Raw genomic sequence first — 24651 nt, 5'->3', positions numbered from 1 at the left:
CCAGACTGTTAAAAGTGGGGAACCAGGTTCGCCTTCTGGATGTTACTCAGCGCGAACACTTCATCTTTGCCTTCGACTGTAACAGTGATCATCTCACCGTCTACCGCTTTGATAATGCCCTGCCATTTACGGCGGTTCTGCACCGCCATACGCAGGACCACGGCAACCTCTTCACCGAGGAATCGCGTGTAATGTTCAGCGGTGAACATAGGACGGTCGAGCCCTGGTGAGGAAACTTCCAGGTTGTAAGCGACGGTAATGGGGTCTTCGACATCCATGACGGCACTGACCTGGTGGCTCACATCAGCACAATCATCAACATTGATGCCATCTTCACTATCAATATAGATGCGCAGCGTAGATGTGCGACCGCGAACGAATTCGATGCCGACCAGCTCGAAGCCCAGTGCCTCAACCGGCGCCGTAAGCATCTCTGTTAATTTCTGTTCTAATGTGGACAAGCCCACCCCCAAGACATAAAAAAAGGGCATAAAGCCCAGTTATTCTTTAGTCAGATAACAAAAAACCCCGATAAATCGGGGCTTTAGATAACTGAACCCTATAACCGCAAATGCGGTTTAGAAACCTTTCCATGAGAATTTTTTCAAATCCAGCGACGATTTCGAAGAAATGATTTGAAAAAACTCAAAGGGAAAGTGGTTGCGGGGGCCGGATTTGAACCGACGACCTTCGGGTTATGAGCCCGACGAGCTACCAGGCTGCTCCACCCCGCGCCTGAAACGTGGCATATTTTACTCATTCGAAGTAAAAAACGCAAATACTGCTGGGATTTGGTACCGAGGACGGAACGTAAAATCGGCCTGAATTATATTGAAAATTCACCCGTTATGTCAACTGATTCGGCCTGATAATTGGTGGGGTGCCGAAAACCTGATGTTATGCATAATGTTATGGCGGCCATGAGGGATTTTTTCTGATAAAACTCAGGAATCACTTCCGGTTCCGTGCAAAAGATGATTAAATGAAAACTCACTTATTTTGCATAAACATGCAGTAAGCGCGACAGCACTTACCTCACTACAGTCTGGCAAGCAGGGTTTTACTTTATGACGACGATTCTCAAGCATCTTCCATCTGGTCAACGTATTGGTATCGCTTTCTCCGGTGGTCTGGACACCAGCGCCGCGCTGCTGTGGATGCGAAAAAAAGGCGCGGTCCCTTACGCCTATACCGCGAACCTCGGTCAGCCAGATGAAGAGGACTACGATGCTATCCCTCGCCGTGCAATGGAATATGGCGCTGAAAATGCACGTCTTATCGACTGCCGTAAGCAGCTGGTTGCCGAAGGGATTGCCGCCATTCAGTGCGGTGCCTTCCACAACACCACTGGCGGGCTGACCTATTTCAATACCACGCCGCTGGGCCGCGCGGTCACGGGTACCATGCTCGTCGCCGCGATGAAAGAAGACGGCGTGAACATCTGGGGCGACGGCAGCACCTACAAAGGCAACGACATCGAACGTTTCTATCGCTATGGCCTGCTGACCAACGCCGAACTGAAAATTTACAAACCCTGGCTCGACACCGATTTCATCGATGAGCTCGGCGGCCGTCAGGAAATGTCTGAGTTTATGATTGCCTGCGGCTTCGACTACAAAATGTCCGTCGAAAAAGCCTACTCCACCGACTCCAATATGCTCGGTGCCACGCATGAGGCAAAAGACCTGGAATTCCTGAACTCCAGCGTCAAAATCGTTAACCCGATTATGGGCGTGAAGTTCTGGGATGAGAGCGTGAAGATCCCAGCGGAAGAAGTCACCGTCCGTTTCGAACAGGGTCACCCGGTTGCGCTGAATGGCAAAACCTTCAGCGACGATGTGGAAATGATGCTTGAAGCCAATCGCATTGGCGGACGCCATGGGCTCGGTATGAGCGATCAGATTGAAAACCGTATCATCGAAGCCAAGAGCCGCGGCATCTATGAAGCCCCGGGCATGGCGCTGCTGCACATTGCCTACGAGCGTCTGCTGACAGGGATTCATAACGAAGACACCATCGAGCAGTATCATGCGCACGGTCGCCAGTTGGGTCGTCTGCTCTATCAGGGCCGCTGGTTCGATTCTCAGGCGCTGATGCTGCGTGACGGTCTGCAGCGTTGGGTGGCAAGTCAGATCACAGGTGAGGTCACGCTGGAGCTGCGTCGCGGCAATGACTATTCAATCCTGAACACCGTTTCCGACAACCTGACCTATAAAGCGGAACGTCTGACCATGGAAAAAGGCGAATCCGTCTTCTCGCCGGACGATCGTATTGGCCAGTTGACCATGCGCAATCTCGACATCACCGACACCCGTGAAAAGCTGTTTGGTTATGCGAAAACGGGCCTGCTGTCTGCGTCTTCCGGCAATGGCCTGCCGCAGGTCGAAAATCTGGAAAGCCTGACGAAGAAATAATGCTCTCCTGTATATAAAGGCCGGTGTTCCGGCCTTTATTATTTTTAAGCGTAATAATGCTTGCCAGCACATCACAATTTTTGCCCCTGACTAACATTTAAGTCTATTTTACCTGTCCGTATCCTCGCTTGTGCATTACCATGACTTGTATAATTTTGACGGAAGAAATCATCATTTCTCATGAGGATCTCTATGCACATCTCGCCTCCCATTCGTCCTCAGCAGGCCATTAATCGACTGCTGGATGCCCTTGAACCCAGGGCCACTCCGGTCAATGCGATTGCCAGAAAAAAGCTGAACTGGAATTATAAAGGCAAGCAGCAAGTGTGGCTGTTCCGGGAGGGTGAAGTATCAATGCTTCGTGCTTCCGATGGCTTACTGATGATCACGGTGTATGAAGGGCACGTATTTGGTATTGCTGAAATTCTCCAGCCGATGCGTGGCCATCTCTTGCGCGTAGAAACTGAATCCGTGCTCCTGCGTATTGATGCAGAAGAATCGCTTGCCATCATCAGAGAGAAGAATCTCTGGGAAGAGGCCACTTCGCTTCTGGCGTATCACACCGCTTATCTGGCCTATCGTGACGCACTGGTCCTGCAGCAGCGCACTTACGCCGTTATTCGCAACCATCTTATGGAAATGATTCTGCTGCCAGAAGAAATGCGAATGCGTGTTTCCATTCTCGATTATATTCAGGACAGAACGCACCTCTCACGCAGCAGCGTTCTCAACGTCCTCTCCGCCCTGAAGAAAGGAAAATACATCCAGTTTATTCGTGGCGGGTATTTACAGCATATCGAATCCCTTCCTGAAAAATTCTGAACCGCATCGAAACTCTCTGTTTTAAATCAAGCACAGAGAGTTTTTACATTTCAACACACCAGAAAACAACCAGACAATAATCCGTCTAAAACCCCCGCATTATTTAAATTTAAACGCCTTTGAATTAACCGAAAATAAAAATCATCGATATCGTAGCCGCCTGCTCTATTTTCCGAACTCATTGAGTTTCAGACTTAAATACAGGATTAAGGCTCAACATGAAAAAGACGCTTGTTGCTCTGATGGTTTTAAACGCATGTGCAGTGTCCACCGCATTCGCTGCGGGTGACGCGGGTACCTGGTACGGCGGCGCGAAATTTGGCTGGTCCCATTATGCAGACGTCAGCGGTAATAAAGGTTTCAATGAAAGCCTGGCCCCGTCCAATGACTTCAACGTCGATCACGACAACGTTGGCGGTGGCGTATTTGGCGGCTACCAGATTAATAACTGGCTGGCAGTTGAAGGCGGTTACGACTACCTCGGCAATATGCAGTACAACGGCAACCACGGTGTAAACGGCGCGAAAATGAAAAGCCAGGGCCTGCAGCTCTCGCTGAAAACCAGCTACGGGCTGACCGATAACTGGGACCTGTACGGTCGTTTCGGCGCAATGGGTTATCGGGCGGAAACCGACGTTGCCGGTCATAGCAACTTTGAAACGGGCGTGCGTCCGGTCGTGGCAGCAGGTACCGAATATGCCTTCACCAAAAACTGGGCTGGTCGCCTGGAATACCAGTGGGTCAGCAACGTTGGCAACTCGAATCAGATCGGTCTGAGCTCTGATGTTCACTCCGTGACCGCCGGTATTGTTTACCGCTTTGGTCAGCATGATGATGTGGCCCCCGTTGTCGCAGCCCCTGCCGCCGCTCCGGAAGTGAAAACCTTCAACCTGAAATCTGACGTGATGTTCGGCTACGATTCCGCCACGCTGACTGACGAAGGCAAAGCCGCGATCAACCAGCTGTATAACTCCCCGGAGATGCAGTCGGCGAAGAACAATTCCACTACGGTTATCGGCTACAGCGACCGTACCGGCCAGGCAGAATACAACCAGCAGCTTTCTGCGCAGCGTGCTCAGGCAGTTGCAGATCAGCTGATTGCTGACGGTATGCCAGCGGCTAACATCCAAACAGAAGGCCGCGGCGCGACTGAATCAGTCACCGGCTCCACCTGTGACAACCAGACCGGCAATGCGCTGATTAGCTGCCTGTCTCCTGACCGCCGCGTAGTCGTTCAAATCTCCGGTCAGTAAGCCTTACTCGCGATAGCAAACACTTGTTTCATTTGCCCGATCACATGCATCGGGCTTTTTTATATTTGAAGGATCATCCCATGCATATGTTCAGATTAAAAACCGCGCTGCTGCTTGTGGCGCTTGGCACCGCCGCCACGGCGAATGCCGCAGTAAACCTCCATGCCGAAGCAGGCGAAAAATTCACCAATCTCTCTGCCAGTTTCGGCGCAAACGATCCGGGCCTCACGTTCAACGGTAACTGGGGACACAGCGACGATGATGGCGACGTTGCAGGGCTTGGAATGGGGTTTAACCTGCCGCTCGGGCCAGTGTTGTTTACCGTTGGCGGTAAGGCGCTGTACCTGAATCCAAAAGACGGCGACGAGGGTTATGCCGTCGCTGTTGGCGGCGGGGCGCAGGTTCCACTGGGCGATTTCGTCACCGTATTCGGAGATTACTATTACTCGCCGGATTCTCTCTCCAGCGGCGTTGAAGATTACAAGGAAGCCAATGCGGGTGTGCGTCTGCACGTTATCAAATCAATGAATATCGAGGCGGGATATCGCTATATCGATATGGAGGGCAAGAACGGTCATCGTGATAACACGCTCGCTGACGGGGCCTATGCAGGCTTCAACTTTACCTTCTGACCCCCTTATGGATTGCCGGGGGCCCGGCAATCTTTCTTACATCAGGCGTGATTCACGCCGCCACGTTCACAGGTTTCAGCATCTCATTGATCGCCTTCAGCCCTGCCACGTTCCCCTCTTTATGGTAAGTCTCATTCATCGCTGAGATCTGCTCAAGCTTCGACAAAGCCACATATACGCGATGAGCATCGCTGTGGGTATCAAATATTTCTGAAGGTTGCACATCCTCACCCAAATCCGATTTCAATGAAAACTGGAGTTTGCTGAGCCTCTGGGCATTATCTTTATAACAACTCGTCACGTCACGATTGTTTGCCGCTGCGCTATTTTGCTCATGAACAACAGGCACCGACATTTCCTGTATTTCATTGGCGGTATTTAAAGAAGATGAATGACTGCAAGCGGTCAGCATAAATATGCCCGCCAGCAGCACGGTTTTAGAGAGAGTCATGGCGTCTTCGTTCCTGCATGATGATGTGAAAATAGACGAAGCCGACTTTATCGGTTAATGGTGAGGGCCAACAGGAGAGATTTGTTTATTAAAAAACAGGCGAAAATGAGAAAGGACAAAAACAAAAAAAGACGTCTTTCGACGTCTCTTTTCTGGAATATTGGTACCGAGGATGGGACTCGAACCCACAAGCCCGTTAGGGCACTACCACCTCAAGGTAGCGTGTCTACCAATTCCACCACCTCGGTACAGAACCTTAGTGCGGGATATCGCTGCTCGGCTGGGCCGGTGCTGCTGGCTGAGTCTGCTCCGATTTAGGGGCAGTCAGGTTATCCCACTCGCTTCCTTTATTGGTTTTGTTGGTATTCAGGTTACCGAGTACCAGACTGATAATGAAGAACAGCGTCGCCAGAACTGCGGTCATTCGGGTCATGAAATTACCAGAACCACCAGAACCAAACAACGTAGCGGATGCGCCTGCTCCGAAGGAGGCTCCCATATCAGCGCCTTTACCTTGCTGCAGCATGATCAGACCAACGAGGCCAATCGCAACAAGAAGGAAAACGACCAAAAGAGCTTCGTACATAATCAACCTGTTCCTTGCGGTATTACCGCATACCAATTGCTTCAACCAATAAAGCGGGACTTTTTAATGTTTCCCACTGAAGCGGGTGTGAATACTAACCAAAGCGAATGGGCTTCGCAAGGGCAATTTCGTCGCATTGTATCAAGTGCGGAAAAAAACAGCAAAATGCAAAATTCCGCGCAGCAAAAAGGCAGCAAAAGCCGCCTTTTTAAGCAGTTAACGCAAAACTTAAACGGCCTTCACTGCGTCAGCGATACGGTTAGCAAAGGCGTTAACCTGTGCATCATCTTCGCCTTCGACCATCACGCGAATCAGCGGCTCGGTGCCCGATTTACGCAACAACACGCGCCCGCGGCTGCCCAGTGCGGCTTCAACTTCAGCCGTCACGCTTTTCACGGTTTCATTTTCCAGCGGGTTTTCGCTGCCGTCGGTGTAGCGAACATTCACCAACACCTGAGGGAACATCTTCATTCCGCTGCACAGATCCTGCAACGTCATATGATTGCGCGCCATCGCCGCCACGACCTGCAGCGCAGCAACAATGCCGTCACCGGTAGTGGTTTTGTCCAGCAGGATCACGTGACCCGAGTTTTCAGCCCCAATACGCCAGCCTTTTTCCTGCATCGCTTCCAGCACGTAACGGTCGCCGACTTTGGCACGGGTAAATGGAATCCCCAACTGTTTGAGCGCGACTTCGAGGCCCATGTTGCTCATCAGCGTGCCGACAGCACCACCGCGCAGCTGGCCCTGACGCAGGCCTTCACGAGCGATGATGTAGAGGATCTGATCGCCATCCACCTTGTTACCTTCGTGATCAACCATGATCACGCGGTCACCGTCACCGTCAAAGGCGATACCCATATGCGCCTTCTCTGCCAGCACACGAGCCTGGAGCGCACGCACGTCGGTCGCGCCGACTTCTTCGTTAATGTTCAAACCGTTTGGTTCGCAGCCGATGGTGATGACCTTCGCACCCAGTTCACGGAAGACGTTTGGCGCAATGTGATAGGTCGCCCCGTTGGCGCAATCCACCACAATTTTCAGTTCGTTAAGGTTCAGCTCGTTCGGGAACGTCGCCTTACAAAACTCAATGTAGCGGCCCGCGGCATCGACAATGCGGCTGGCTTTGCCGAGTTCTGCAGAATCCACACAGGTGATCTCTTTTTCCAGTTCGGCTTCAATGGCTTCTTCTACGGCATCCGGCAGCTTCGTGCCGTCGATGGAGAAAAATTTAATGCCGTTGTCATAGAACGGGTTATGGGAAGCGGAGATCACAATCCCCGCTTCAGCACGAAAGGTACGCGTGAGGTAGGCCACGGCAGGCGTCGGCATTGGGCCGGTAAAGGATGCAGACAAGCCCGCAGCCGCCAGACCGGCTTCCAGAGCGGATTCCAGCATATAGCCAGAGATACGGGTGTCTTTGCCGATAATCACTTTACGTGAACCGTGGCGAGCCAACACTTTACCCGCAGCAAAGCCTAGCTTGAGCACGAAGTCAGGAGTAATTGGCGCATCACCTACGCGACCACGGATGCCGTCGGTGCCAAAATATTTACGATTACTCATAGCGTTTGTTTTCCTTTGCTGAAAGGGTGGCTTCCACCACCCGCATCGCTTCAACGGTCTCTTTCACGTCATGAACGCGAATAATGTGCGCACCCTGCATCGCCGCAATCACTGCACAAGCCAGGCTCCCACTCAGACGCTCCGAGGGGCCGACATTCAGTAACTGTCCAATCATCGTTTTGCGCGACATGCCAACCAGCAGCGGCAGATCAAAATGGTGAAGTTCGGATAAACGAGCAAGCAGCGCGTAATTGTGGGAGAGATTTTTACCGAAACCGAACCCCGGGTCGAGTAACAATTTTTCTTTTGTGATACCTGCAGCTTCGCAGCGCGCAATCTGTTCAACAAAGAAGCGATTAACATCGGCAAAGACGTCGTCATATTTTGGCGCTTCCTGCATAGTGCGCGGTTCACCCTGCATGTGCATCAGGCACACCGGCAGGCCGGTTTCGGCAGCCGCTTCCAGCGCACCAGGCTCCGTCAGCGAGCGGATATCGTTGATGATATGCGCGCCAACACGTGCAGACTCGCGGATCACCTCTGGTTTGGAGGTATCGACCGAAATCCAGACCTCAAAGCGCTGAGCAACTGCCTCAATCACTGGGATCACCCGGGACAGTTCTTCATCAACGCTCACTTCCGCGGCGCCTGGACGGGTGGATTCTCCCCCGACATCAATGATAGTCGCCCCGGCATTAATCATCAGATTGGCATGCTTAACCGCCTCAATCAGCGTGTTATGGGTGCCACCATCCGAAAAAGAGTCGGGTGTAACGTTGAGGATACCCATCACGTGAGGATAAGCGAGGTCGAGATGAGTGCCCTGGGCGAAAAGTTTCATGACAGATCCCTGGTAAGTACTGGCGAAATAAGAATAAAAAAACCCCGGAGCGATCGCCCCAGGGTTTTCAGCTAAAGCAGCGTCATCAACAATGGATAACTTATTTGTCGCCCAGCTGCTCTGACATGGTGTTACCCGGGTTTGGCGTGCGCGGCTCATCTACCGGGCGCGGCGCTTTCGGGGTGCCATTGCTGTCAGAGTTATTGGACGCGCCTGGATCTTCCCAGCCAGCTGGCGGGCGAACATCGCGGCGAGCCATCAGGTCATCAATCTGCGGCGCATCGATGGTCTCATACTTCATGAGCGCATCTTTCATCGAGTGCAGGATGTCCATGTTGTCATTCAGGATCTGACGCGCACGAGCGTAGTTACGTTCGATAAGCGCTTTCACTTCCTGATCGATGATACGAGCCGTTTCATCAGACATATGTTTGGCTTTCGCTACGGAACGACCGAGGAACACTTCGCCATCTTCCTCTGCATAGAGCAGCGGACCGAGTTTGTCGGAGAAGCCCCACTGGGTCACCATGTTACGTGCCAGGTTAGTCGCGACTTTAATGTCGTTGGACGCACCGGTAGAAACATGCTCTACGCCATAGATGATCTCTTCCGCCAGACGACCACCGTACAGCGTGGAGATTTGGCTTTCCAGCTTCTGACGGCTGGCGCTGATTGCGTCGCCTTCAGGCAGGAAGAAGGTCACACCCAGCGCACGACCGCGCGGAATGATTGTCACTTTGTGCACCGGATCGTGTTCCGGAACCAAACGGCCGATAATCGCATGGCCTGCTTCGTGGTAAGCCGTGGACTCTTTCTGCGCTTCCGTCATCACCATGGAGCGACGTTCCGCACCCATCATGATTTTGTCTTTCGCTTTCTCGAACTCGACCATCGAAACGACACGCTTGTTACCGCGAGCGGCAAACAGAGCGGCTTCGTTGACAAGGTTCGCAAGATCCGCACCGGAGAAGCCTGGCGTACCACGCGCAATAATTGCCGCATCGATATCCGGAGCCAGAGGCACGCGACGCATGTGAACTTTCAGGATCTGTTCACGTCCGCGAACGTCCGGCAGACCTACCACAACCTGACGGTCGAAGCGGCCCGGGCGCAGCAGCGCAGGGTCAAGTACGTCCGGACGGTTTGTTGCGGCGATAACGATAATACCTTCGTTACCTTCGAAGCCATCCATCTCAACCAGCATCTGGTTCAGAGTCTGCTCACGTTCATCGTGACCACCGCCCAGGCCTGCGCCACGCTGGCGGCCTACGGCGTCGATTTCATCGATGAAGATAATGCAAGGTGCTGCTTTCTTGGCCTGCTCGAACATGTCGCGCACACGAGATGCACCAACACCGACGAACATTTCAACGAAGTCAGAACCGGAAATGGTGAAGAAAGGCACTTTCGCTTCGCCAGCGATAGCCTTCGCGAGCAGGGTTTTACCGGTCCCCGGAGGACCGACCATCAGCACGCCTTTTGGAATTTTACCGCCCAGTTTCTGGAAGCGGCTTGGCTCACGCAGATATTCCACCAGTTCGCCCACTTCCTCTTTCGCTTCGTCGCAACCTGCAACGTCGGCAAAAGTGGTTTTGATCTGGTCTTCCGTCAGCATGCGCGCTTTGCTTTTACCGAACGACATGGCACCTTTGCCACCGCCGCCCTGCATCTGGCGCATGAAGAAGATCCAGACACCAATCAGCAGAAGCATTGGGAACCAGGAAATGAAGATAGAAGCCAGCAGGCTTGGTTCTTCAGGCGGTTCGCCCACTACTTTCACGTTTTTGGTCAGCAGGTTATCAAGCAGCTTAGGATCGTTAACCGGAATATAAGTCGTGTAACGGTTACTATCTTTCTTGGTAACGTTGATCTCACGTCCGTTGATACGCGCTTCGCGAACCTGGTCCTGATTGACCTCTTGCAGGAAGGTAGAGTAATCCACCTTACGGCCATTTGACTCGCTGGGCCCAAAGCTCTGGAACACTGACATCAGCACAACTGCGATGACCAGCCAGAGTATTAGGTTTTTCGCCATGTCACTCAAGGGATTAACCTCTTATTACAACTGTGTTAATAACAGCGTCAGGTTACTATACATCCGACACATTTCAAACCGCTGCCGCACCGGCATGGGCCTAAAAGCGTCGGGTTATGGTTTTCGCCCGGTCGCTACAATGTACACTTCACGCGAACGGGCGCGGGAAGAGTCCGGCTTACGAACTTTCACTTTCGTAAACAGGGAGCGAATTTCCTTAAGGTACTCCTCGAAACCTTCGCCCTGAAACACCTTCACTAAAAAACTGCCGCCTGGAGCCAGAACATCCCGACTCATCTCAAGCGCCAGCTCCACCAGATACATGGCACGGGGAATATCCACCGCTGGTGTTCCGCACATGTTTGGAGCCATATCGGACATGACAACCTGGACTTTACTGTCACCTACACGATCAAGTAACGCTTTCAGCACTAATTCATCACGAAAATCGCCCTGAAGGAAGTCCACACCAACAATTGGATCCATCGGTAAAAGATCGCAAGCGATGATGCGGCCGTTGCCGCCGATCTGTGTCACTGCGTACTGTGACCATCCGCCGGGCGCAGCACCGAGATCGACCACCGTCATTCCCGGTTTAAAAAGTTTGTCACTTTGCTGTATTTCATCAAGTTTAAACCAGGCGCGGGAACGTAACCCCTTTTTCTGCGCCTGCTGAACATATTTGTCGCTAAAGTGTTCCTGGAGCCAGCGGCTGGAGCTGGCAGAACGCTTTTTACCTGTCATTTAACATTCCCGTCGGGGCAGACCATCGTACACGGCTGCGTAAATTTTAACGGCCGATTTGGCGATAGTTGAGAGATGGCGGTAGAATGAACCGTTTTCAATCCCAACGTAAGCAAAAATATACGATGAATCTGAGTACTAAACAAAAACAGCACCTGAAAGGTCTGGCACATCCGCTCAAGCCGGTAGTTATGCTTGGCAACAATGGTTTGACCGAAGGGGTACTGGCCGAGATTGAACAAGCGTTAGGCCACCACGAGTTGATCAAGGTGAAAATCGCCTCGGAAGATCGCGAGACCAAAAATCTGATCGTGGAAGCTATCGTTCGCGAAACCGGCGCCTGTAATGTACAGGTCATCGGTAAAACGCTGGTTCTGTATCGCCCAACAGCAGAGCGCAAAATCTCGCTGCCACGTTAAGAGTAACCTGAATTGAACACATTTGATGTGTAAAACGAGGGGTTTCCGCGGGCAGGTGAGCAAAATGCCACGCTCTTAACGTTGTTAAAAGGCCGCTATGCGGCCTTTTTCTTATCTTTACATTTTGTAAACAAAGGAGCTTACAGGTAATCGACCTTGACGATTTCGTATTCTACTTCGCCACCAGGCGTCTGAATCGTCACCACGTCGTCCTGCTCTTTGCCGATAAGTCCACGGGCAATCGGTGAGTTCACAGAGATAAGATTCTGCTTAAAATCAGCCTCATCATCACCCACGATACGCCAGCTCGTCTCTTCGTCGTTATCCAGGTTCAGCACCTGTACAGTCGCTCCGAAAATCACACGCCCGGCGTTCGGCATTTTGGTGATATCGATAACTTGAGCGTTAGACAGCTTCGCTTCAATATCCTTGATTCGGCCTTCGCAGAAGCCCTGCTGCTCGCGGGCGGCGTGATATTCAGCGTTCTCTTTCAGATCGCCATGCTCACGGGCTTCGGCAATCGATGCGATGATTTCAGGGCGACGAACGGATTTCAGGAATTCCAGCTCTTCGCGCAGTTTTTCAGCACCACGTAAGGTCATCGGAATAGCTTGCATGAGTTATACCTCTTCATCATTCTTTCAGGCGCAGCCTGCGCTGCAGCCCTGCATGTCCTTCTGCGGCTCATCAGGGAGCCAGAAGTTAAGCAAAAAGAAAACTGACCCGGAACGAAAATTCCAGGCCAGCGGCAATTTTTCTGTTTGATGGCTATTTTACCCCGAAGTTCACTACGGGTCATCGTTTACTTTACAGGGCTTTGCGCCGTAGTATGACGGCTTGTTTCCAGGTTGTTAGCGCGAGATTATGCGATTTTCCAGATTTATCATCGGATTGACCACCAGTTTAGCCTTTAGCGTTCAGGCCGCTAACGTCGAGGAGTATGTCACCCAGCTCCCGGCGGGCGCGAACCTGGCCCTTATGGTTCAGAAGATCGGTGCCAAAGCGCCTGATATTGATTATCACAGCCAACAAATGGCGTTACCGGCCAGTACGCAAAAGGTGATCACTGCCCTGGCGGCGCTGCTGCAACTGGGGCCGGATTTCCGTTTCACGACAACCCTGGAAAGCAAAGGCAGCGTCGATAACGGCATCCTGAAAGGCGACCTTGTGGCGCGATTTGGCGGCGATCCGACGCTAAAACGCCAGGATATTCGCAATATGGTAGCCGTCCTGAAAAAATCAGGCGTGCAGCAAATTGATGGCAACGTGTTGATCGACACCTCCGTTTTTGCCAGTCACGACAAAGCGCCCGGCTGGCCGTGGAACGATCTTACCCAGTGCTTCAGCGCACCTCCGGCTGCCGCGATAGTCGATCGTAACTGCTTCTCCGTTTCACTCTACAGCGCGCAAAAACCCGGCGATCTGGCCTTTATCCGCGTCGCCTCTTACTACCCGGTAACCATGTTCAGCCAGGTCCGAACGCTGCAGCGCGGTTCAGGTGAAGCGCAATATTGTGAACTGGACGTCGTACCTGGCGACCTCAATCGCTACACGCTAACCGGCTGCCTGCCGCAGCGTGCCGAGCCGCTGCCGCTGGCCTTTGCCATTCAGGATGGCGCCAGCTATGCAGGCGCGATACTGAAAGATGAACTTAAACAGGCAGGCATTACCTACAGCGGCACGCTGCTGCGCCAGACGCTGGTCAACGAGCCGGGCACGGTGATCGCCAGTAAGCAATCAGCGCCGCTGCACGATCTGCTGAGGATCATGCTGAAAAAATCGGACAACATGATCGCCGACACCGTTTTCCGCACCATCGGGCATGCCCGTTTCGGCGTGCCGGGTACGTGGCGTGCGGGATCCGATGCCGTCCGCCAGATCCTCCGCCAGCAAGCAGGTGTGGATTTAGGCAACACGATTATCGCTGATGGCTCCGGCCTCTCGCGCCATAACCTGATTGCCCCAGCCACCATGATGCAGGTGTTGCAGTACATCGCCCAGCACGATACGGAGCTGAACTTCATCTCCATGCTGCCTCTGGCAGGCGTTGATGGCTCTCTGCAATACCGTGCGGGGCTGCATCAGGCTGGCGTAGATAAGAAAGTATCGGCGAAGACAGGTTCGTTGCAGGGCGTCTATAACCTCGCAGGCTTTATTACGACAGCCAGCGGACAGCGCATGGCCTTCGTACAATATCTTTCAGGCTATGCTGTGGAACCTGCCGATCAGCGCAACCGCCGCATTCCGTTGGTGCGTTTTGAAAGTCGGTTGTACAAAGATATCTATCAGAATAACTAAGCAAAAAGGCTCCCATTGGGAGCCTTTTCTTTACAGCGAACTTAGTGCTTGTAGATGAACTCGACGCCTTCTTCGTCGTCTTCATCCCAGTCATCGTCCCACTCTTCGTCGTCTTCCGCTTCAGCTTCTTCAAGCTGCTGGCGATGGTAGTCATCCCACATGAATTCGACTTTCTCAGGCTGCTTCTCTTCTTCCGCTTTCGCGACCGGGTTTTCGATGATGAAGGTCATCACATCCCAGCAAAGATCTTTCACGCCCTGCTGGCTGGCGGCGGAGATCAGGTAGAATTTATCTTCCCATCCCAGCGCTTCAGCGATAGCTTTGGCTTTCTCTTCGGCCTCTGCTTTGTCCATCAGGTCGATTTTATTGAACACCAGCCAGCGCGGTTTTTCTGCCAGTTTTTCACTGTACTTTTCCAGTTCGCCGATGATGATGCGGGCGTTTTCAACCGGATCGGAACCGTCGATTGGATCGATGTCGATCAGGTGCAGCAGTACGCGGCAGCGCTCAAGGTGCTTCAGGAAGCGAATGCCGAGGCCTGCGCCTTCTGCAGCGCCTTCAATCAGGCCAGGGATGTCGGCCACAACAAAGCTCTTTTCGTTGTCCATACGCACAACGCCAAGGCTTGGCACCAGCGTGGTAAACGGATAGTCAGCCACTTTTGGCTTCGCCGCAGAGACGGCACGAATAAAGGTGGATTTACCGGCGTTCGGCATCCCCAGCATTCCGACGTCGGCCAACAGCATCAGCTCCAGCTGAATGTCACGCTTATCGCCCGGCGTACCCATTGTTTTTTGACGCGGAGAACGGTTAACGGAAGATTTAAAACGGCTGTTACCCAAGCCGTGCCAGCCGCCTTTGCCCACCATCAGACGCTGACCGTGTTTGGTCATATCGCCCATGGTTTCACCGGTGCCCTGATCGATAACGCGCGTCCCGACCGGTACCTTCACGGTCACATCTTTACCACGCTTACCAGTACAGTCACGGCTCTGGCCGTTCTGACCACGTTCGGCGCGGAAAGATTTTTCGAAGCGATAATCGATGAGGGTATTCAGGTTCTCATCGGCTTCCAGCCATACGTCACCGCCGTCACCGCCGTCGCCGCCGTCCGGGCCACCGCGTGGAATATATTTTTCACGGCGGAAGCTGACGCAGCCATTGCCGCCATCACCTGCCACAACCAGGATTGTTGCTTCATCAACAAACTTCATTTTACTCTCCGTAAATCATTCGCCTGAGCGGGGGAGCGGTACAACCGCTTCACGCTGACGCCACCGTCCCCATAGACGATGACCAATGGCGGAATACATCGCGCCCGCAACCACGACAAACGCACCGAGATAACCTAAAAGGTTCAACATCGGTCTGGCGAAGAAATCGGGCCAGGCCATTGATAATAAATCTGAAAATAACAGCGTGAACAGGGGAGTCAGCGTGATTAACGCGCTCACCTGTGCCGCCTGCCAGCGCGCCATGGCCTCAGCCAGCGCACCGTAACCCACCAGGGTGTTCAGCCCGCAGAAAACCAGACAGGCCAGCTGCCAGTCGCTCAACTGGGTAATAACTCCCGGCTTCGCCAACGGCAGCAGTGCTATCGTACATAAAGTGTACAGCAAAAACAGAATCTGCTGTGAAGCCAGTCGCCGCAATAACACCTTTTGTGCGACGCCGTAGCTCACCCAGACCGTTGCCGCCCCGACGCCAAAAATGACGCCCCAGGTGTAATCGGTCAGGCGGGTAAAGATCTCCGTCAGGCTGGTGTTGAAAAACATCACCAGACCGCAGAGCAGCATTATCGCGCCAATCACCTGGGTGCCGCGCATCTTCTCTTTCAGAATAAAGACGCTGGCAACCATCATGCCGACCGGCGACAGCTGGCCTATCACCTGTGAAGCGGTAGGGCTTAAATACTGAAGCGACGAGCTGAACAGAATAAAGTTACCGAACAGGCCTCCGGTGGCGATAGCCAACAGCACCAGCCAGCGAGGCTTACGGAAAAGTTGCAGCGGTGGGAGTTTACCTCTGATGGCGAGAATCGACCCCAGGCCAATGCTTGCCATCAAGAAACGGTAAAACACCACGGTAGGAGGCTCCATCACCTCCAGCACCTGCTTCATGGCGATAGGCAACGCCCCCCAACACATCGCTGTGGTGAGCGCCAACACAATACCAATGCCCGCCTGCTGCTTCATGCCCAATTAGCCCTGTTCGAAATTTTCCGGACTCTCAATGTAAAAAGCCCCGCAACACGTTGCGGGGCTTTCATCCGTTACCGGACCGAAAAACTTACTCAGCAACGATGCTGATGAATTTACGGTTGTTCGGACCTTTAACTTCGAATTTCACTTTACCGTCTGCTTTCGCAAACAGAGTGTGGTCACGGCCACAACCAACGTTGTTGCCAGCGTGGAATTTAGTACCACGTTGACGAACGATGATGCTGCCTGCCAGTACAGTTTCGCCACCGAAACGTTTTACACCCAGACGTTTAGCTTCTGAGTCGCGACCGTTACGAGTTGAGCCGCCAGCCTTTTTATGTGCCATTTAAATCTCTCCTCAGGTCTTAGGCGCTGATGCCAGTAATTTTCACATCAGTGAACCACTGACGATGGCCCTGCTGCTTACGGTAGTGTTTACGACGACGAAACTTAACGATTTTAACTTTCTCGCCACGACCGTGAGCAACAACTTCAGCTTTGATTACGCCGCCATCAACGAAAGGAACGCCGATTTTGACTTCTTCACCGTTTGCGATCATCAGAACTTCAGCGAACTCAACAGTTTCGCCAGTTGCGATGTCCAGCTTTTCCAGGCGAACGGTCTGACCTTCGCTTACTCGGTGTTGTTTACCACCACTTTGGAAAACCGCGTACATATAAAACTCCGCTTCCGCGCACATCCTCGTGTGATTCAGAGTGCGCTATAAATATTCACAATAGGGCGCGAATATTACGCAAAACGTGAGCCTTTGACAAGTACCATCATCAATCAATGCAGAAAAAAAACACAACGCACACGGTGACGTTTATCTGCGTCGTTTTTTCAGTACAATCAGGTCTACAATTCTAACCCAGACTCTTCGTTATCCCTTATGGATAAGCGGTAAACAGGACATTAAGCCCGGCTTTTGCGATGAATTTAGAAAAAATCAATGAGTTAACCGCGCAAGATATGGCGGGTGTCAATGCGGCAATCCTTGAGCAACTCAACTCTGACGTCCAGCTGATCAATCAGTTAGGGTATTACATCGTCAGCGGAGGGGGAAAACGCATTCGTCCCATGATCGCGGTGCTGGCTGCACGTGCGGTTGGTTATGAAGGAAACGCTCACGTCTCTATAGCGGCGCTTATCGAATTTATTCACACGGCGACTCTGTTGCACGACGATGTCGTGGACGAGTCCGACATGCGTCGTGGCAAAGCCACTGCCAACGCCGCGTTTGGCAATGCGGCCAGCGTGCTGGTCGGGGATTTTATTTACACCCGCGCCTTCCAGATGATGACAAGCCTGGGCTCACTGCGCATTCTTGAGGTGATGTCTGAGGCGGTCAACGTTATTGCCGAAGGCGAAGTGCTGCAGTTGATGAACGTCAACGATCCGAACATCACTGAAGAAAACTACATGCGCGTGATTTACAGCAAAACCGCGCGCCTGTTCGAAGCAGCAGCCCAGTGTTCCGGCATGCTGGCGGGTTGTTCGCAAGAGCAGGAAAAAGGCCTGCAGGATTACGGGCGCTATCTTGGCACCGCATTCCAGCTGATTGACGACCTTCTTGATTACAGCGCTGATGGCGAAACGCTCGGCAAAAACGTTGGCGATGATTTGAATGAAGGCAAACCAACGCTGCCTTTGCTTCACGCAATGCGCAACGGTAGCCCGGAGCAGGCGGCAATGATTCGTCAGGCAATCGAAGAAGGCAATGGCCGACACTTACTTGAACCCGTCCTGGATGCCATGGCCGCCTGTGGGTCACTGGAGTGGACGCGTCAGCGTGCTGAAGAAGAGGCCGATAAAGCCATTCAGTCTCTCCATTCTCTGCCTGATACCCCATGGCGTGAAGCGCTCATTGCCCTCGCCCATATTGCTGTCCAACGCGATCGCTAATCTCTTCCCGCGCTCTGCGCGGGAGAGTTTCTATCCCCTTCCCTCATGCATTCCACCGTCTTTATTTATTCCGAATATCGCTTCCGCTTACTTGAACTTTTTAGAACTTAACGACTTTCGGCGGTATAGTGGATAACCCACAAAACCGATGTGGGTTGTTTATCAACAGGGAGAAAGTATGGATAAATTTATCGACTGGCATCCTGCAGATATCATTGCCGGACTGCGTAAAAAAGGGACCTCACTGGCGGCCGAATCGCGAAAAAGCGGACTGAGTTCTTCGACACTCGCCAACGCCCTCACCCGCTCATGGCCGAAAGGCGAAATGATCATTGCTGCCGCATTAGGCACTGAACCATGGATTATCTGGCCGTCGCGCTATCATGATCCGCTGACACATGAATTTATCGACCGCACTCAGCAGAGAAGACCACCGAAAGAGAAGTAAAACCGAGGAGCATCCCCGCGTCGCATTGACGGGGGGATGCCTGAGCAGAAAGCGAAATTACTCGCCTTTGATACGTTCGATACTCGCGCCAAGACCACGCAGTTTGTCTTCAATACGCTCGTAGCCGCGATCGATGTGGTAGATACGCTCCACCACAGTCGTCCCTTCAGCAATACAACCTGCCAGCACCAGGCTTGCAGAAGCACGCAGATCCGTCGCCATGACCTGAGCGCCAGAAAGTTTCTCTACGCCGTGGCAAATCGCGGTGTTGCTTTCGATTTCCGCGCGGGCGCCCATACGAATCAGTTCAGGCAAGTGCATGAAACGGTTCTCGAAGATCGTTTCAGTGACGACACCGGTTCCTTCCGCCACCATGTTCAGCAGAGTGAACTGAGCCTGCATGTCCGTCGGGAAACCCGGGTGCGGTGCAGTACGCACATTCACCGCTTTTGGACGGTTGCCGTGCATATCGAGGCTTACCCAGTCTTCACCCACCTCAATGTCTGCCCCGGCGTCACGCAGCTTGGCCAGTACGGCATCCAGCGTATCGGGTTGCGCGTTACGACAAACGATTTTGCCGCCAGAGATGGCTGCGGCCACCAGGAAGGTGCCGGTTTCAATACGGTCTGGCAGCACGCTGTAGACGCCGCCACCGAGGCGCTCAACGCCTTCAATCGTGATGCGATCGCTGCCCTGGCCGGTGATTTTTGCCCCCAGCGTGTTCAGGAAATTGGCGGTATCGACAATTTCTGGCTCACGCGCGGCATTCTCAATAATGGTGGTCCCTGCAGCCAGCGTCGCCGCACTCATGATGGTGACAGTGGCGCCTACGCTCACTTTATCCATCACGATATGGGCGCCTTTCAGACGACCATCGACTGACGCTTTCACGTAGCCTTCTTCCAGTTTGATTTTCGCACCCAGTTGCTCAAGGCCGGTGATATGCAGATCGACCGGGCGTGCGCCGATAGCGCAGCCGCCCGGCAGAGAAACCTGACCCTGCCCAAAACGTGCCACCAGCGGGCCAAGCGCCCAGATAGATGCACGCATGGTTTTCACCAGCTCGTACGGCGCGCAGAAGACGTTTACGTCGCTGGCATCGATCCAGACGGAGCCATTGCGATGCACTTTGGTTCCTAACTGGCTCAGCAGCTTCATGGTGGTGTCGATGTCTTTCAGCATCGGCACGTTCTGAATTTCGACCGGCTCTTCAGCCAGCAGTGCAGCGAAAAGGATCGGCAGTGCCGCATTTTTGGCACCGGAGATGCTCACCTCGCCCTGGAGACGCGTTGGCCCCTGAACACGAAATTTATCCATTCGTTGAATCTCTTTTAAATTTTATCTCTGCAACAGGCGGCGGCCCGTTACTTAAAAACCGTTGAGTTTGCGATCGCGTGCCCACTCTTGCGGGGTAAACGCCTTGATCGACAGGGCATGAATGCGGTTATCAGCAATGTATTCCATCAGCGGAGCATAGACGGCCTGCTGCTTCTTCACCCGGCTCATCCCGTCAAACTGTTCGCCCACGGCAATAACCTGAAAGTGACTGCCATCGCCAGAGACGTGGACTTCCTGAAGGGAGAGTGCGTTCATCAGCACGGTCTGAATTTCATGATTTTCCATGGGGTAATTTCATCTGATAGAGAAAACAGCCCAACATCTTAGTGGAAAGTGGCGCGGTCTTAAACAGGCAAAAAGCCCCGACGCACAAAACGTTGAGGCTTTTGAGAATAATGCATTGAATCGATTAAGGGATCAGGTCGGCCGGAAGATTATAAAGCTGCACCAGGGTGTTCATCTTTTCACTTTTCCCTATGATGCTCACGGCACCGCCCCGCTGGCGAATCAGCGCCACCAGATGCATCAGCAGCGCGACACCTGCGGTATCCACGCGGGTGATGTCACTCAGGTCGATCGTATTAACGCCCTGAGTCACCTCTTCGCGTATCTCCCACAGGGAGGTCAGATAATCCTGATCCAGCTCCCCATGAAGCGACAGTCGGCCGTTATCACGCGTCCAGCGCAGTGCATCGGCCATTATTTTTTCTGTTCCAGCGTAATCGGCTGTTTCGAAATAGACTGCAGCTGTGCGGTCAGGCCATCGATCCCTTTGGTACGCAGCAGATCGCTCCACTCATTTTGCTTGGTGGTGATCATGCTGATGCCTTCGGCGATCATGTCATACGCCTGCCAGTTACCGGTCTGGGTGTTTTTACGCCACTGGAAATCAAGGCGCACCGGCGGACGGCCGTTAGGATCGACGATGGTTACGCGGATTGGCAGAATGGTCGCGTCGCCCAGCGGCTGCTCTGGCGCAATCTGGTAAGTCTGCCCGTGGTACATCGCCAGCGCCTGGCCATAAGCCTGTTTCAGGTATTCACGGAACGCCGCGAAGTAGGCTTCACGCTGTGCCGGAGTGGCATCGCGATAGTATCGGCCCAGTACCAGCGCACCGGCATACTTCACCTGCACGTACGGCAGCAGTTCCTGGTCAACAATCTGACGCAAATAATCCGGATTCGAACGAATTTTCGGCTGCTCATTTTTGAGGCGATCGAAGGTCTTCTGCGCAGCTTCGTTCATCAGGCTGTAAGGGTTCGTCTGGTCGGCGGCGTGAACGGCCGTCAGCGGGGCAATCACCAGCATGGCAACCATAAGTAAGCGTTTAAACATGGTTCATTCTCCTGAGATTAGTGCGTCGATGCAGCTGGCGCGGTGGCGTCAGTATGGTCCGCCGCCGGGCTTTGCGCATCGTCAGAATTCTTATTGTCATTGCCTTTACTGTTGTAAAGGAACTGGCCAATCAGGTCTTCAAGCACCATTGCGGATTTCGTATCCTGAATCGTGCTCCCTTCTTTCAGCATGGCTGTGCCCATTTCCGGATCGTCAAAACCGACGTTAAGCGCGAGGTATTGCTCACCCAGCAGGCCGGAAGTGCGGATCGCCAGCGAACTGGTGTCCGGGATCTGGTTGTACTGCTCTTCAATATCCAGCGTCACACGCGGAAGGTAGGTTTTCGGATCGAGAGAGATGTCCGCCACGCGACCAATCACCACCCCGCCGATGCGCACCGGTGAGCGCGCTTTCAGGCCGCCGATGTTATCGAAGGTGGCATAGACCTGATAGGTCGGCGTCGTTTTAAATGAGGTGACGTCTGCCGCTTTTAGGCAAACAAAGAGCGCGGCCAGAAATGCCACCAGCAAGAACACGCCTACCCAGATTTCACTTTTTTTCGATTGCATGAACTCAATTCCCAAACATCAGTGCAGTCAGCACAAAATCCAGCCCCAGTACCGCCAGCGACGAATGCACCACGGTGCGGGTCGTCGCGCGGCTGATCCCTGCGGAAGTGGGGATAGCATCGTAACCATTGAACAACGCAATCCACGTCACCGTAATGGCAAAGACTGCGCTTTTAATGACGCAGTTCACCAGGTCCATTCGCCAGTCGACGGCGTTTTGCATCGCTGACCAGAAGAAACCTGCGTCGATACCTTTCCAGCTCACGCCGACCAGCGAGCCACCCCAGATGCCGACGGCGACAAAAATAATGGTCAGCAGAGGCAATGAAATGACGCCAGCCCAGAAGCGCGGCGCAATGACGCGGCGAAGCGGATCGACCGCCATCATTTCCATGCTCGACAGCTGCTCCGTCGCGCGCATCAGGCCAATTTCAGCGGTCAGCGCAGAGCCAGCACGGCCAGCGAACAGAAGCGCTGCCACAACCGGTCCCAGTTCACGCAGCAGCGATAAAGCGACCAGCATGCCGAGGCTGGTTTCTGCGCTGTAGGTGGTCAGAACAAGATAGCCTTGCAGCCCAAGCACCATGCCAATAAACACGCCCGACACCAGGATGATAAGCATCGACAGAACGCCAACGTTATAAAGCTGGCGCATGAGTAGAGGTGCCTGTTTACGGAACTCCGGTTTGCCGACGACCGCATTGAATAACATTAACCCGGCGCGGCCAAAGGTCGAGAGCGTCTTAATCCCCCGATGCCCGAGCGCAGCCAGTGCATTTAACAGCATGAGTAACTTAACTCCCTGTTCCGAGTAGATCTTGATGGTAGTCCCCTGCCGGGTAGCGGAATGGCACCGGGCCATCGGCGATGCCATCAAGGAACTGGCGCACGCGCGGATCGCTGTTTTCCTGTAGCGACTGCGCACTGCCGTGAGCAACAATTTTTCTGTCCGCCACAATGTAAGCGTAATCGGCGATGCTCAGCACTTCAGGCACATCGTGGGACACCACAACGCAGGTCACGCCCAGCGCACTGTTCAGCTCAGAAATCAGCTTCACCAGCACACCCATAGTGATCGGGTCCTGCCCTACGAAAGGCTCATCAAACATGATGAGATCGGGCTCCAGCGCAATGGCGCGGGCCAGGGCGGCACGGCGCGCCATCCCGCCGGAAAGTTCAGAAGGCATCAGTTTAGCAGCCCCGCGTAAACCCACCGCCTCCAGCTTCATCATGACGGTGCTTTTCAGCAACGGGGCGGGTAAACGGGTGTGCTCGCGCAGCGGATAGGCCACGTTGTCGAAAACGTTCATGTCAGTAAACAGCGCGCCAGACTGAAACAGCATGCTCATGCGCTTACGCACCGCGTACAAACGCGAGCGCGACATGGCGGGCACATTTTCGCCGTCAAAAAGGATTTCGCCGCTGTCAGGCGGAATTTGACCGCCGATCAATCGCAGCAGCGTGGTCTTGCCGATCCCTGACGGTCCCATGATGGCTGTGATTTTACCGCGAGGTACCGACAGCGAGATGTTGTCAAAGATACATCGGGTTCCACGCGTAAAGCTGACCCCGCGCACATCGACTAAATTATCCAGTGTCTGGTTCATAGGTTGTCCCTGGAAAACCTCTAGAGGTTAAGCATGGCGTGTTATCACGCTATTAACCCATCATTTTTACAGAATCTTACCTGTCACGGTTAGCGAAAGCAGGCATTTGTTTTACTTTTTCAACGCATAAAGTCAAAATTAAGAAATCGTCTGTGCCCTGCAATCGGAGCAAAGCGGCTGGCGATTATACCTGAAGAAAGGACTTTAGATGCTTTTAGCGACGGCTCTGTTAATAATTGGTTTACTTCTGGTGGTCTACAGTGCCGATCGTCTGGTTTTTGCCGCATCGATTCTTTGCCGCAGTATGAATATTCCGCCACTGATTATAGGGATGACTATCGTCAGTGTCGGCACGTCACTTCCGGAGATTATCGTGTCCGTCACCGCCTCGGTTCATGGACAAATCGATCTCGCCATCGGCACCGCGATTGGCTCCAACATCGTCAACATTTTGCTGATCCTCGGACTGGGCGCGCTGCTGCACTCATTTACTGTCCATTCCGATATCCTGCGTCGGGAATTGCCGCTAATGTTAGTCGTGAGCCTGCTGGCAGGCTTTGTTCTGTATGATGGTCAGCTAACCCGGCCGAATGGCGTCTTTTTGTTCGCACTCGCCGTGCTGTGGCTGCTGTATATTGTTAAGATTGCGCGCCTCGCGGAGCGTCAGGGTAACGACAGCCTGACGCGCGATCAGCTGGCGGAACTGCCCCGTGATGGTACGCTGCCGGTCGCCTGTTTGTGGCTCGGCGTGGCGCTCATTATTATGCCGATGGCAACGCGTATGGTTGTGGATAACGCCACTGTGCTGGCGAACTACTTCGCCATGAGCGAACTGACCATTGGTTTGACGGTAATTGCGATTGGCACCAGCCTGCCAGAGCTTGCCACCGCCATCGCGGGCGCACGGAAAGGCGAAGACGATATCGCCATTGGCAATATCATCGGGTCCAACATTTTCAACATTGCCATCGTGATGGGGGTTCCGGCGCTGATTGCGCCTGGCCCATTCAATCCACTGGCATTCAGCCGTGATTACGGCGTGATGGTGTTAGTCAGCGTGATTTTCGCCCTGCTCTGCTGGAGCCGAAAACCGCAAATAGGCAGAGGCGCAGGGGCATTGCTGATCGGGTGCTTTCTTGTTTGGCTGGCGTTCCTTTGGTGGGGCACGCCATTTTTCACAGAGTGA

28 protein-coding genes and 2 tRNA genes are annotated in these 24651 nt (G+C 53.3%); 9 read left to right on the top strand and 21 right to left on the bottom strand.

Annotated features, from left to right (window positions below; translation table 11 throughout):
* Positions 1 to 8 precede the first annotated feature (8 nt).
* Positions 9 to 461, bottom strand: a complete 453-nt coding sequence (rimP, locus tag CRO87_RS17520; RefSeq protein WP_141398710.1) for a ribosome maturation factor RimP — start codon at positions 459 to 461, stop codon at positions 9 to 11.
* Positions 462 to 657: 196 nt separating this feature from the next.
* Positions 658 to 734, bottom strand: a tRNA-Met gene (locus tag CRO87_RS17515).
* A 333-nt stretch (positions 735 to 1067) separates the two neighbouring features.
* Between CRO87_RS17515 and argG the strand changes: the two genes are divergently transcribed.
* The 4 genes from argG to CRO87_RS17495 all read left to right on the top strand — a co-directional run bounded on the left by argG (position 1068) and on the right by CRO87_RS17495 (position 5121).
* Positions 1068 to 2414, top strand: a complete 1347-nt coding sequence (gene argG, locus CRO87_RS17510; RefSeq protein WP_097164211.1) for an argininosuccinate synthase — start codon at positions 1068 to 1070, stop codon at positions 2412 to 2414.
* A gap of 192 nt (positions 2415 to 2606) precedes the next feature.
* On the top strand, positions 2607 to 3236 hold the full coding sequence (locus CRO87_RS17505; protein WP_097164210.1) for a winged helix-turn-helix transcriptional regulator: 630 nt from the start codon (positions 2607 to 2609) through the stop codon (positions 3234 to 3236).
* Between the two features lie 218 nt (positions 3237 to 3454).
* Entirely contained in the window at positions 3455 to 4489 is a 1035-nt protein-coding gene (gene ompA, locus CRO87_RS17500; RefSeq protein ID WP_097164209.1) for a porin OmpA, read from the top strand.
* A gap of 80 nt (positions 4490 to 4569) precedes the next feature.
* Complete coding sequence (locus CRO87_RS17495) at positions 4570 to 5121, top strand: YfaZ family outer membrane protein (protein WP_097164208.1); 552 nt, start codon at positions 4570 to 4572, stop codon at positions 5119 to 5121.
* Between the two features lie 52 nt (positions 5122 to 5173).
* Here the strand turns inward: CRO87_RS17495 and CRO87_RS17490 are convergent, their stop codons facing one another.
* From CRO87_RS17490 to rlmE, 7 genes are all read right to left on the bottom strand, one after another.
* Positions 5174 to 5572 (bottom strand): hypothetical protein, encoded by a 399-nt coding sequence (locus tag CRO87_RS17490; protein ID WP_097164207.1) that lies wholly within the window; start codon positions 5570 to 5572, stop codon positions 5174 to 5176.
* 161 nt (positions 5573 to 5733) lie between these two features.
* Positions 5734 to 5820 (bottom strand) — tRNA-Leu (locus CRO87_RS17485).
* A gap of 8 nt (positions 5821 to 5828) precedes the next feature.
* Complete coding sequence (gene secG, locus CRO87_RS17480) at positions 5829 to 6158, bottom strand: preprotein translocase subunit SecG (RefSeq protein ID WP_097164206.1); 330 nt, start codon at positions 6156 to 6158, stop codon at positions 5829 to 5831.
* A 228-nt stretch (positions 6159 to 6386) separates the two neighbouring features.
* Positions 6387 to 7724, bottom strand: coding sequence for a phosphoglucosamine mutase (gene glmM, locus CRO87_RS17475; RefSeq protein WP_097164205.1), 1338 nt, complete (start codon positions 7722 to 7724; stop codon positions 6387 to 6389).
* Positions 7717 to 8565 (bottom strand): dihydropteroate synthase, encoded by an 849-nt coding sequence (gene folP, locus CRO87_RS17470; protein WP_097164204.1) that lies wholly within the window; start codon positions 8563 to 8565, stop codon positions 7717 to 7719. The genes glmM and folP overlap by 8 nt, the downstream gene beginning before the upstream one ends.
* A gap of 100 nt (positions 8566 to 8665) precedes the next feature.
* Positions 8666 to 10600 (bottom strand): ATP-dependent zinc metalloprotease FtsH, encoded by a 1935-nt coding sequence (gene ftsH, locus CRO87_RS17465; RefSeq protein ID WP_097164203.1) that lies wholly within the window; start codon positions 10598 to 10600, stop codon positions 8666 to 8668.
* 114 nt (positions 10601 to 10714) lie between these two features.
* A complete protein-coding gene (gene rlmE, locus CRO87_RS17460; RefSeq protein WP_097164202.1) occupies positions 10715 to 11344 on the bottom strand; it encodes a 23S rRNA (uridine(2552)-2'-O)-methyltransferase RlmE in 630 nt (209 codons plus the stop codon).
* A 125-nt stretch (positions 11345 to 11469) separates the two neighbouring features.
* Between rlmE and yhbY the strand changes: the two genes are divergently transcribed.
* The gene (gene yhbY / locus CRO87_RS17450) at positions 11470 to 11763 is read left to right on the top strand and encodes a ribosome assembly RNA-binding protein YhbY (protein ID WP_097164201.1); all 294 of its coding nucleotides are present in this window, start codon (positions 11470 to 11472) and stop codon (positions 11761 to 11763) included.
* Between the two features lie 140 nt (positions 11764 to 11903).
* On the opposite strand, the gene greA is transcribed toward yhbY, so the two are convergent.
* Positions 11904 to 12380 (bottom strand): transcription elongation factor GreA, encoded by a 477-nt coding sequence (gene greA / locus CRO87_RS17445; RefSeq protein ID WP_097164200.1) that lies wholly within the window; start codon positions 12378 to 12380, stop codon positions 11904 to 11906.
* 247 nt (positions 12381 to 12627) lie between these two features.
* Here greA and dacB point away from each other — a divergent pair, with 247 nt between their 5' ends.
* Entirely contained in the window at positions 12628 to 14061 is a 1434-nt protein-coding gene (dacB, locus tag CRO87_RS17440; protein WP_097164199.1) for a serine-type D-Ala-D-Ala carboxypeptidase, read from the top strand.
* 41 nt (positions 14062 to 14102) lie between these two features.
* On the opposite strand, the gene cgtA is transcribed toward dacB, so the two are convergent.
* The 4 genes from cgtA to rplU form a co-directional block, all read right to left on the bottom strand.
* Complete coding sequence (cgtA, locus tag CRO87_RS17435) at positions 14103 to 15275, bottom strand: Obg family GTPase CgtA (protein ID WP_097164198.1); 1173 nt, start codon at positions 15273 to 15275, stop codon at positions 14103 to 14105.
* Positions 15276 to 15290: 15 nt separating this feature from the next.
* Complete coding sequence (locus CRO87_RS17430) at positions 15291 to 16256, bottom strand: DMT family transporter (protein WP_097164197.1); 966 nt, start codon at positions 16254 to 16256, stop codon at positions 15291 to 15293.
* A gap of 94 nt (positions 16257 to 16350) precedes the next feature.
* On the bottom strand, positions 16351 to 16608 hold the full coding sequence (rpmA, locus tag CRO87_RS17425; RefSeq protein ID WP_097164196.1) for a 50S ribosomal protein L27: 258 nt from the start codon (positions 16606 to 16608) through the stop codon (positions 16351 to 16353).
* Between the two features lie 19 nt (positions 16609 to 16627).
* Positions 16628 to 16939 carry a 50S ribosomal protein L21 gene (rplU, locus tag CRO87_RS17420; protein ID WP_000271401.1) on the bottom strand — a complete coding sequence of 104 codons (312 nt, stop codon included), beginning with the start codon at positions 16937 to 16939 and terminating at the stop codon, positions 16628 to 16630.
* Between the two features lie 257 nt (positions 16940 to 17196).
* Here rplU and ispB point away from each other — a divergent pair, with 257 nt between their 5' ends.
* Positions 17197 to 18168 (top strand): octaprenyl diphosphate synthase, encoded by a 972-nt coding sequence (gene ispB, locus CRO87_RS17415; protein WP_097164195.1) that lies wholly within the window; start codon positions 17197 to 17199, stop codon positions 18166 to 18168.
* A gap of 178 nt (positions 18169 to 18346) precedes the next feature.
* Positions 18347 to 18616 (top strand): DNA-binding transcriptional regulator SfsB, encoded by a 270-nt coding sequence (sfsB, locus tag CRO87_RS17410; RefSeq protein ID WP_097164194.1) that lies wholly within the window; start codon positions 18347 to 18349, stop codon positions 18614 to 18616.
* 57 nt (positions 18617 to 18673) lie between these two features.
* On the opposite strand, the gene murA is transcribed toward sfsB, so the two are convergent.
* The 7 genes from murA to mlaF form a co-directional block, all read right to left on the bottom strand.
* A complete protein-coding gene (gene murA, locus CRO87_RS17405) occupies positions 18674 to 19933 on the bottom strand; it encodes a UDP-N-acetylglucosamine 1-carboxyvinyltransferase (RefSeq protein ID WP_097164193.1) in 1260 nt (419 codons plus the stop codon).
* A 51-nt stretch (positions 19934 to 19984) separates the two neighbouring features.
* Positions 19985 to 20239: a BolA family iron metabolism protein IbaG gene (gene ibaG, locus CRO87_RS17400; RefSeq protein ID WP_097164192.1), complete on the bottom strand. Its 255-nt coding sequence runs from the start codon at positions 20237 to 20239 to the stop codon at positions 19985 to 19987.
* Between the two features lie 124 nt (positions 20240 to 20363).
* The gene (gene mlaB, locus CRO87_RS17395) at positions 20364 to 20654 is read right to left on the bottom strand and encodes a lipid asymmetry maintenance protein MlaB (RefSeq protein WP_097164191.1); all 291 of its coding nucleotides are present in this window, start codon (positions 20652 to 20654) and stop codon (positions 20364 to 20366) included.
* Entirely contained in the window at positions 20654 to 21289 is a 636-nt protein-coding gene (mlaC, locus tag CRO87_RS17390) for a phospholipid-binding protein MlaC (RefSeq protein ID WP_097164190.1), read from the bottom strand. Before mlaC ends, mlaB begins: the two co-directional genes overlap by 1 nt.
* 17 nt (positions 21290 to 21306) lie before the next feature.
* The gene (gene mlaD / locus CRO87_RS17385; protein ID WP_097164189.1) at positions 21307 to 21858 is read right to left on the bottom strand and encodes an outer membrane lipid asymmetry maintenance protein MlaD; all 552 of its coding nucleotides are present in this window, start codon (positions 21856 to 21858) and stop codon (positions 21307 to 21309) included.
* Between the two features lie 4 nt (positions 21859 to 21862).
* Positions 21863 to 22645: a lipid asymmetry maintenance ABC transporter permease subunit MlaE gene (gene mlaE, locus CRO87_RS17380; RefSeq protein ID WP_097164188.1), complete on the bottom strand. Its 783-nt coding sequence runs from the start codon at positions 22643 to 22645 to the stop codon at positions 21863 to 21865.
* A gap of 7 nt (positions 22646 to 22652) precedes the next feature.
* Positions 22653 to 23465 (bottom strand): phospholipid ABC transporter ATP-binding protein MlaF, encoded by an 813-nt coding sequence (gene mlaF, locus CRO87_RS17375; RefSeq protein WP_097164187.1) that lies wholly within the window; start codon positions 23463 to 23465, stop codon positions 22653 to 22655.
* Positions 23466 to 23673: 208 nt separating this feature from the next.
* On the opposite strand from mlaF, the gene CRO87_RS17370 reads away from it, so the two are divergent.
* Positions 23674 to 24651, top strand: coding sequence for a calcium/sodium antiporter (locus tag CRO87_RS17370; protein ID WP_097164186.1), 978 nt, complete (start codon positions 23674 to 23676; stop codon positions 24649 to 24651).

Source organism: Enterobacter sp. CC120223-11, assembly GCF_900215375.1.
In the GTDB taxonomy this organism is placed as follows: Bacteria; Pseudomonadota; Gammaproteobacteria; order Enterobacterales; family Enterobacteriaceae; genus Scandinavium.
The sequence above is the reverse complement of the archived record's forward strand: the minus strand, read 5'-3'. Positions and strand labels throughout refer to the sequence as shown.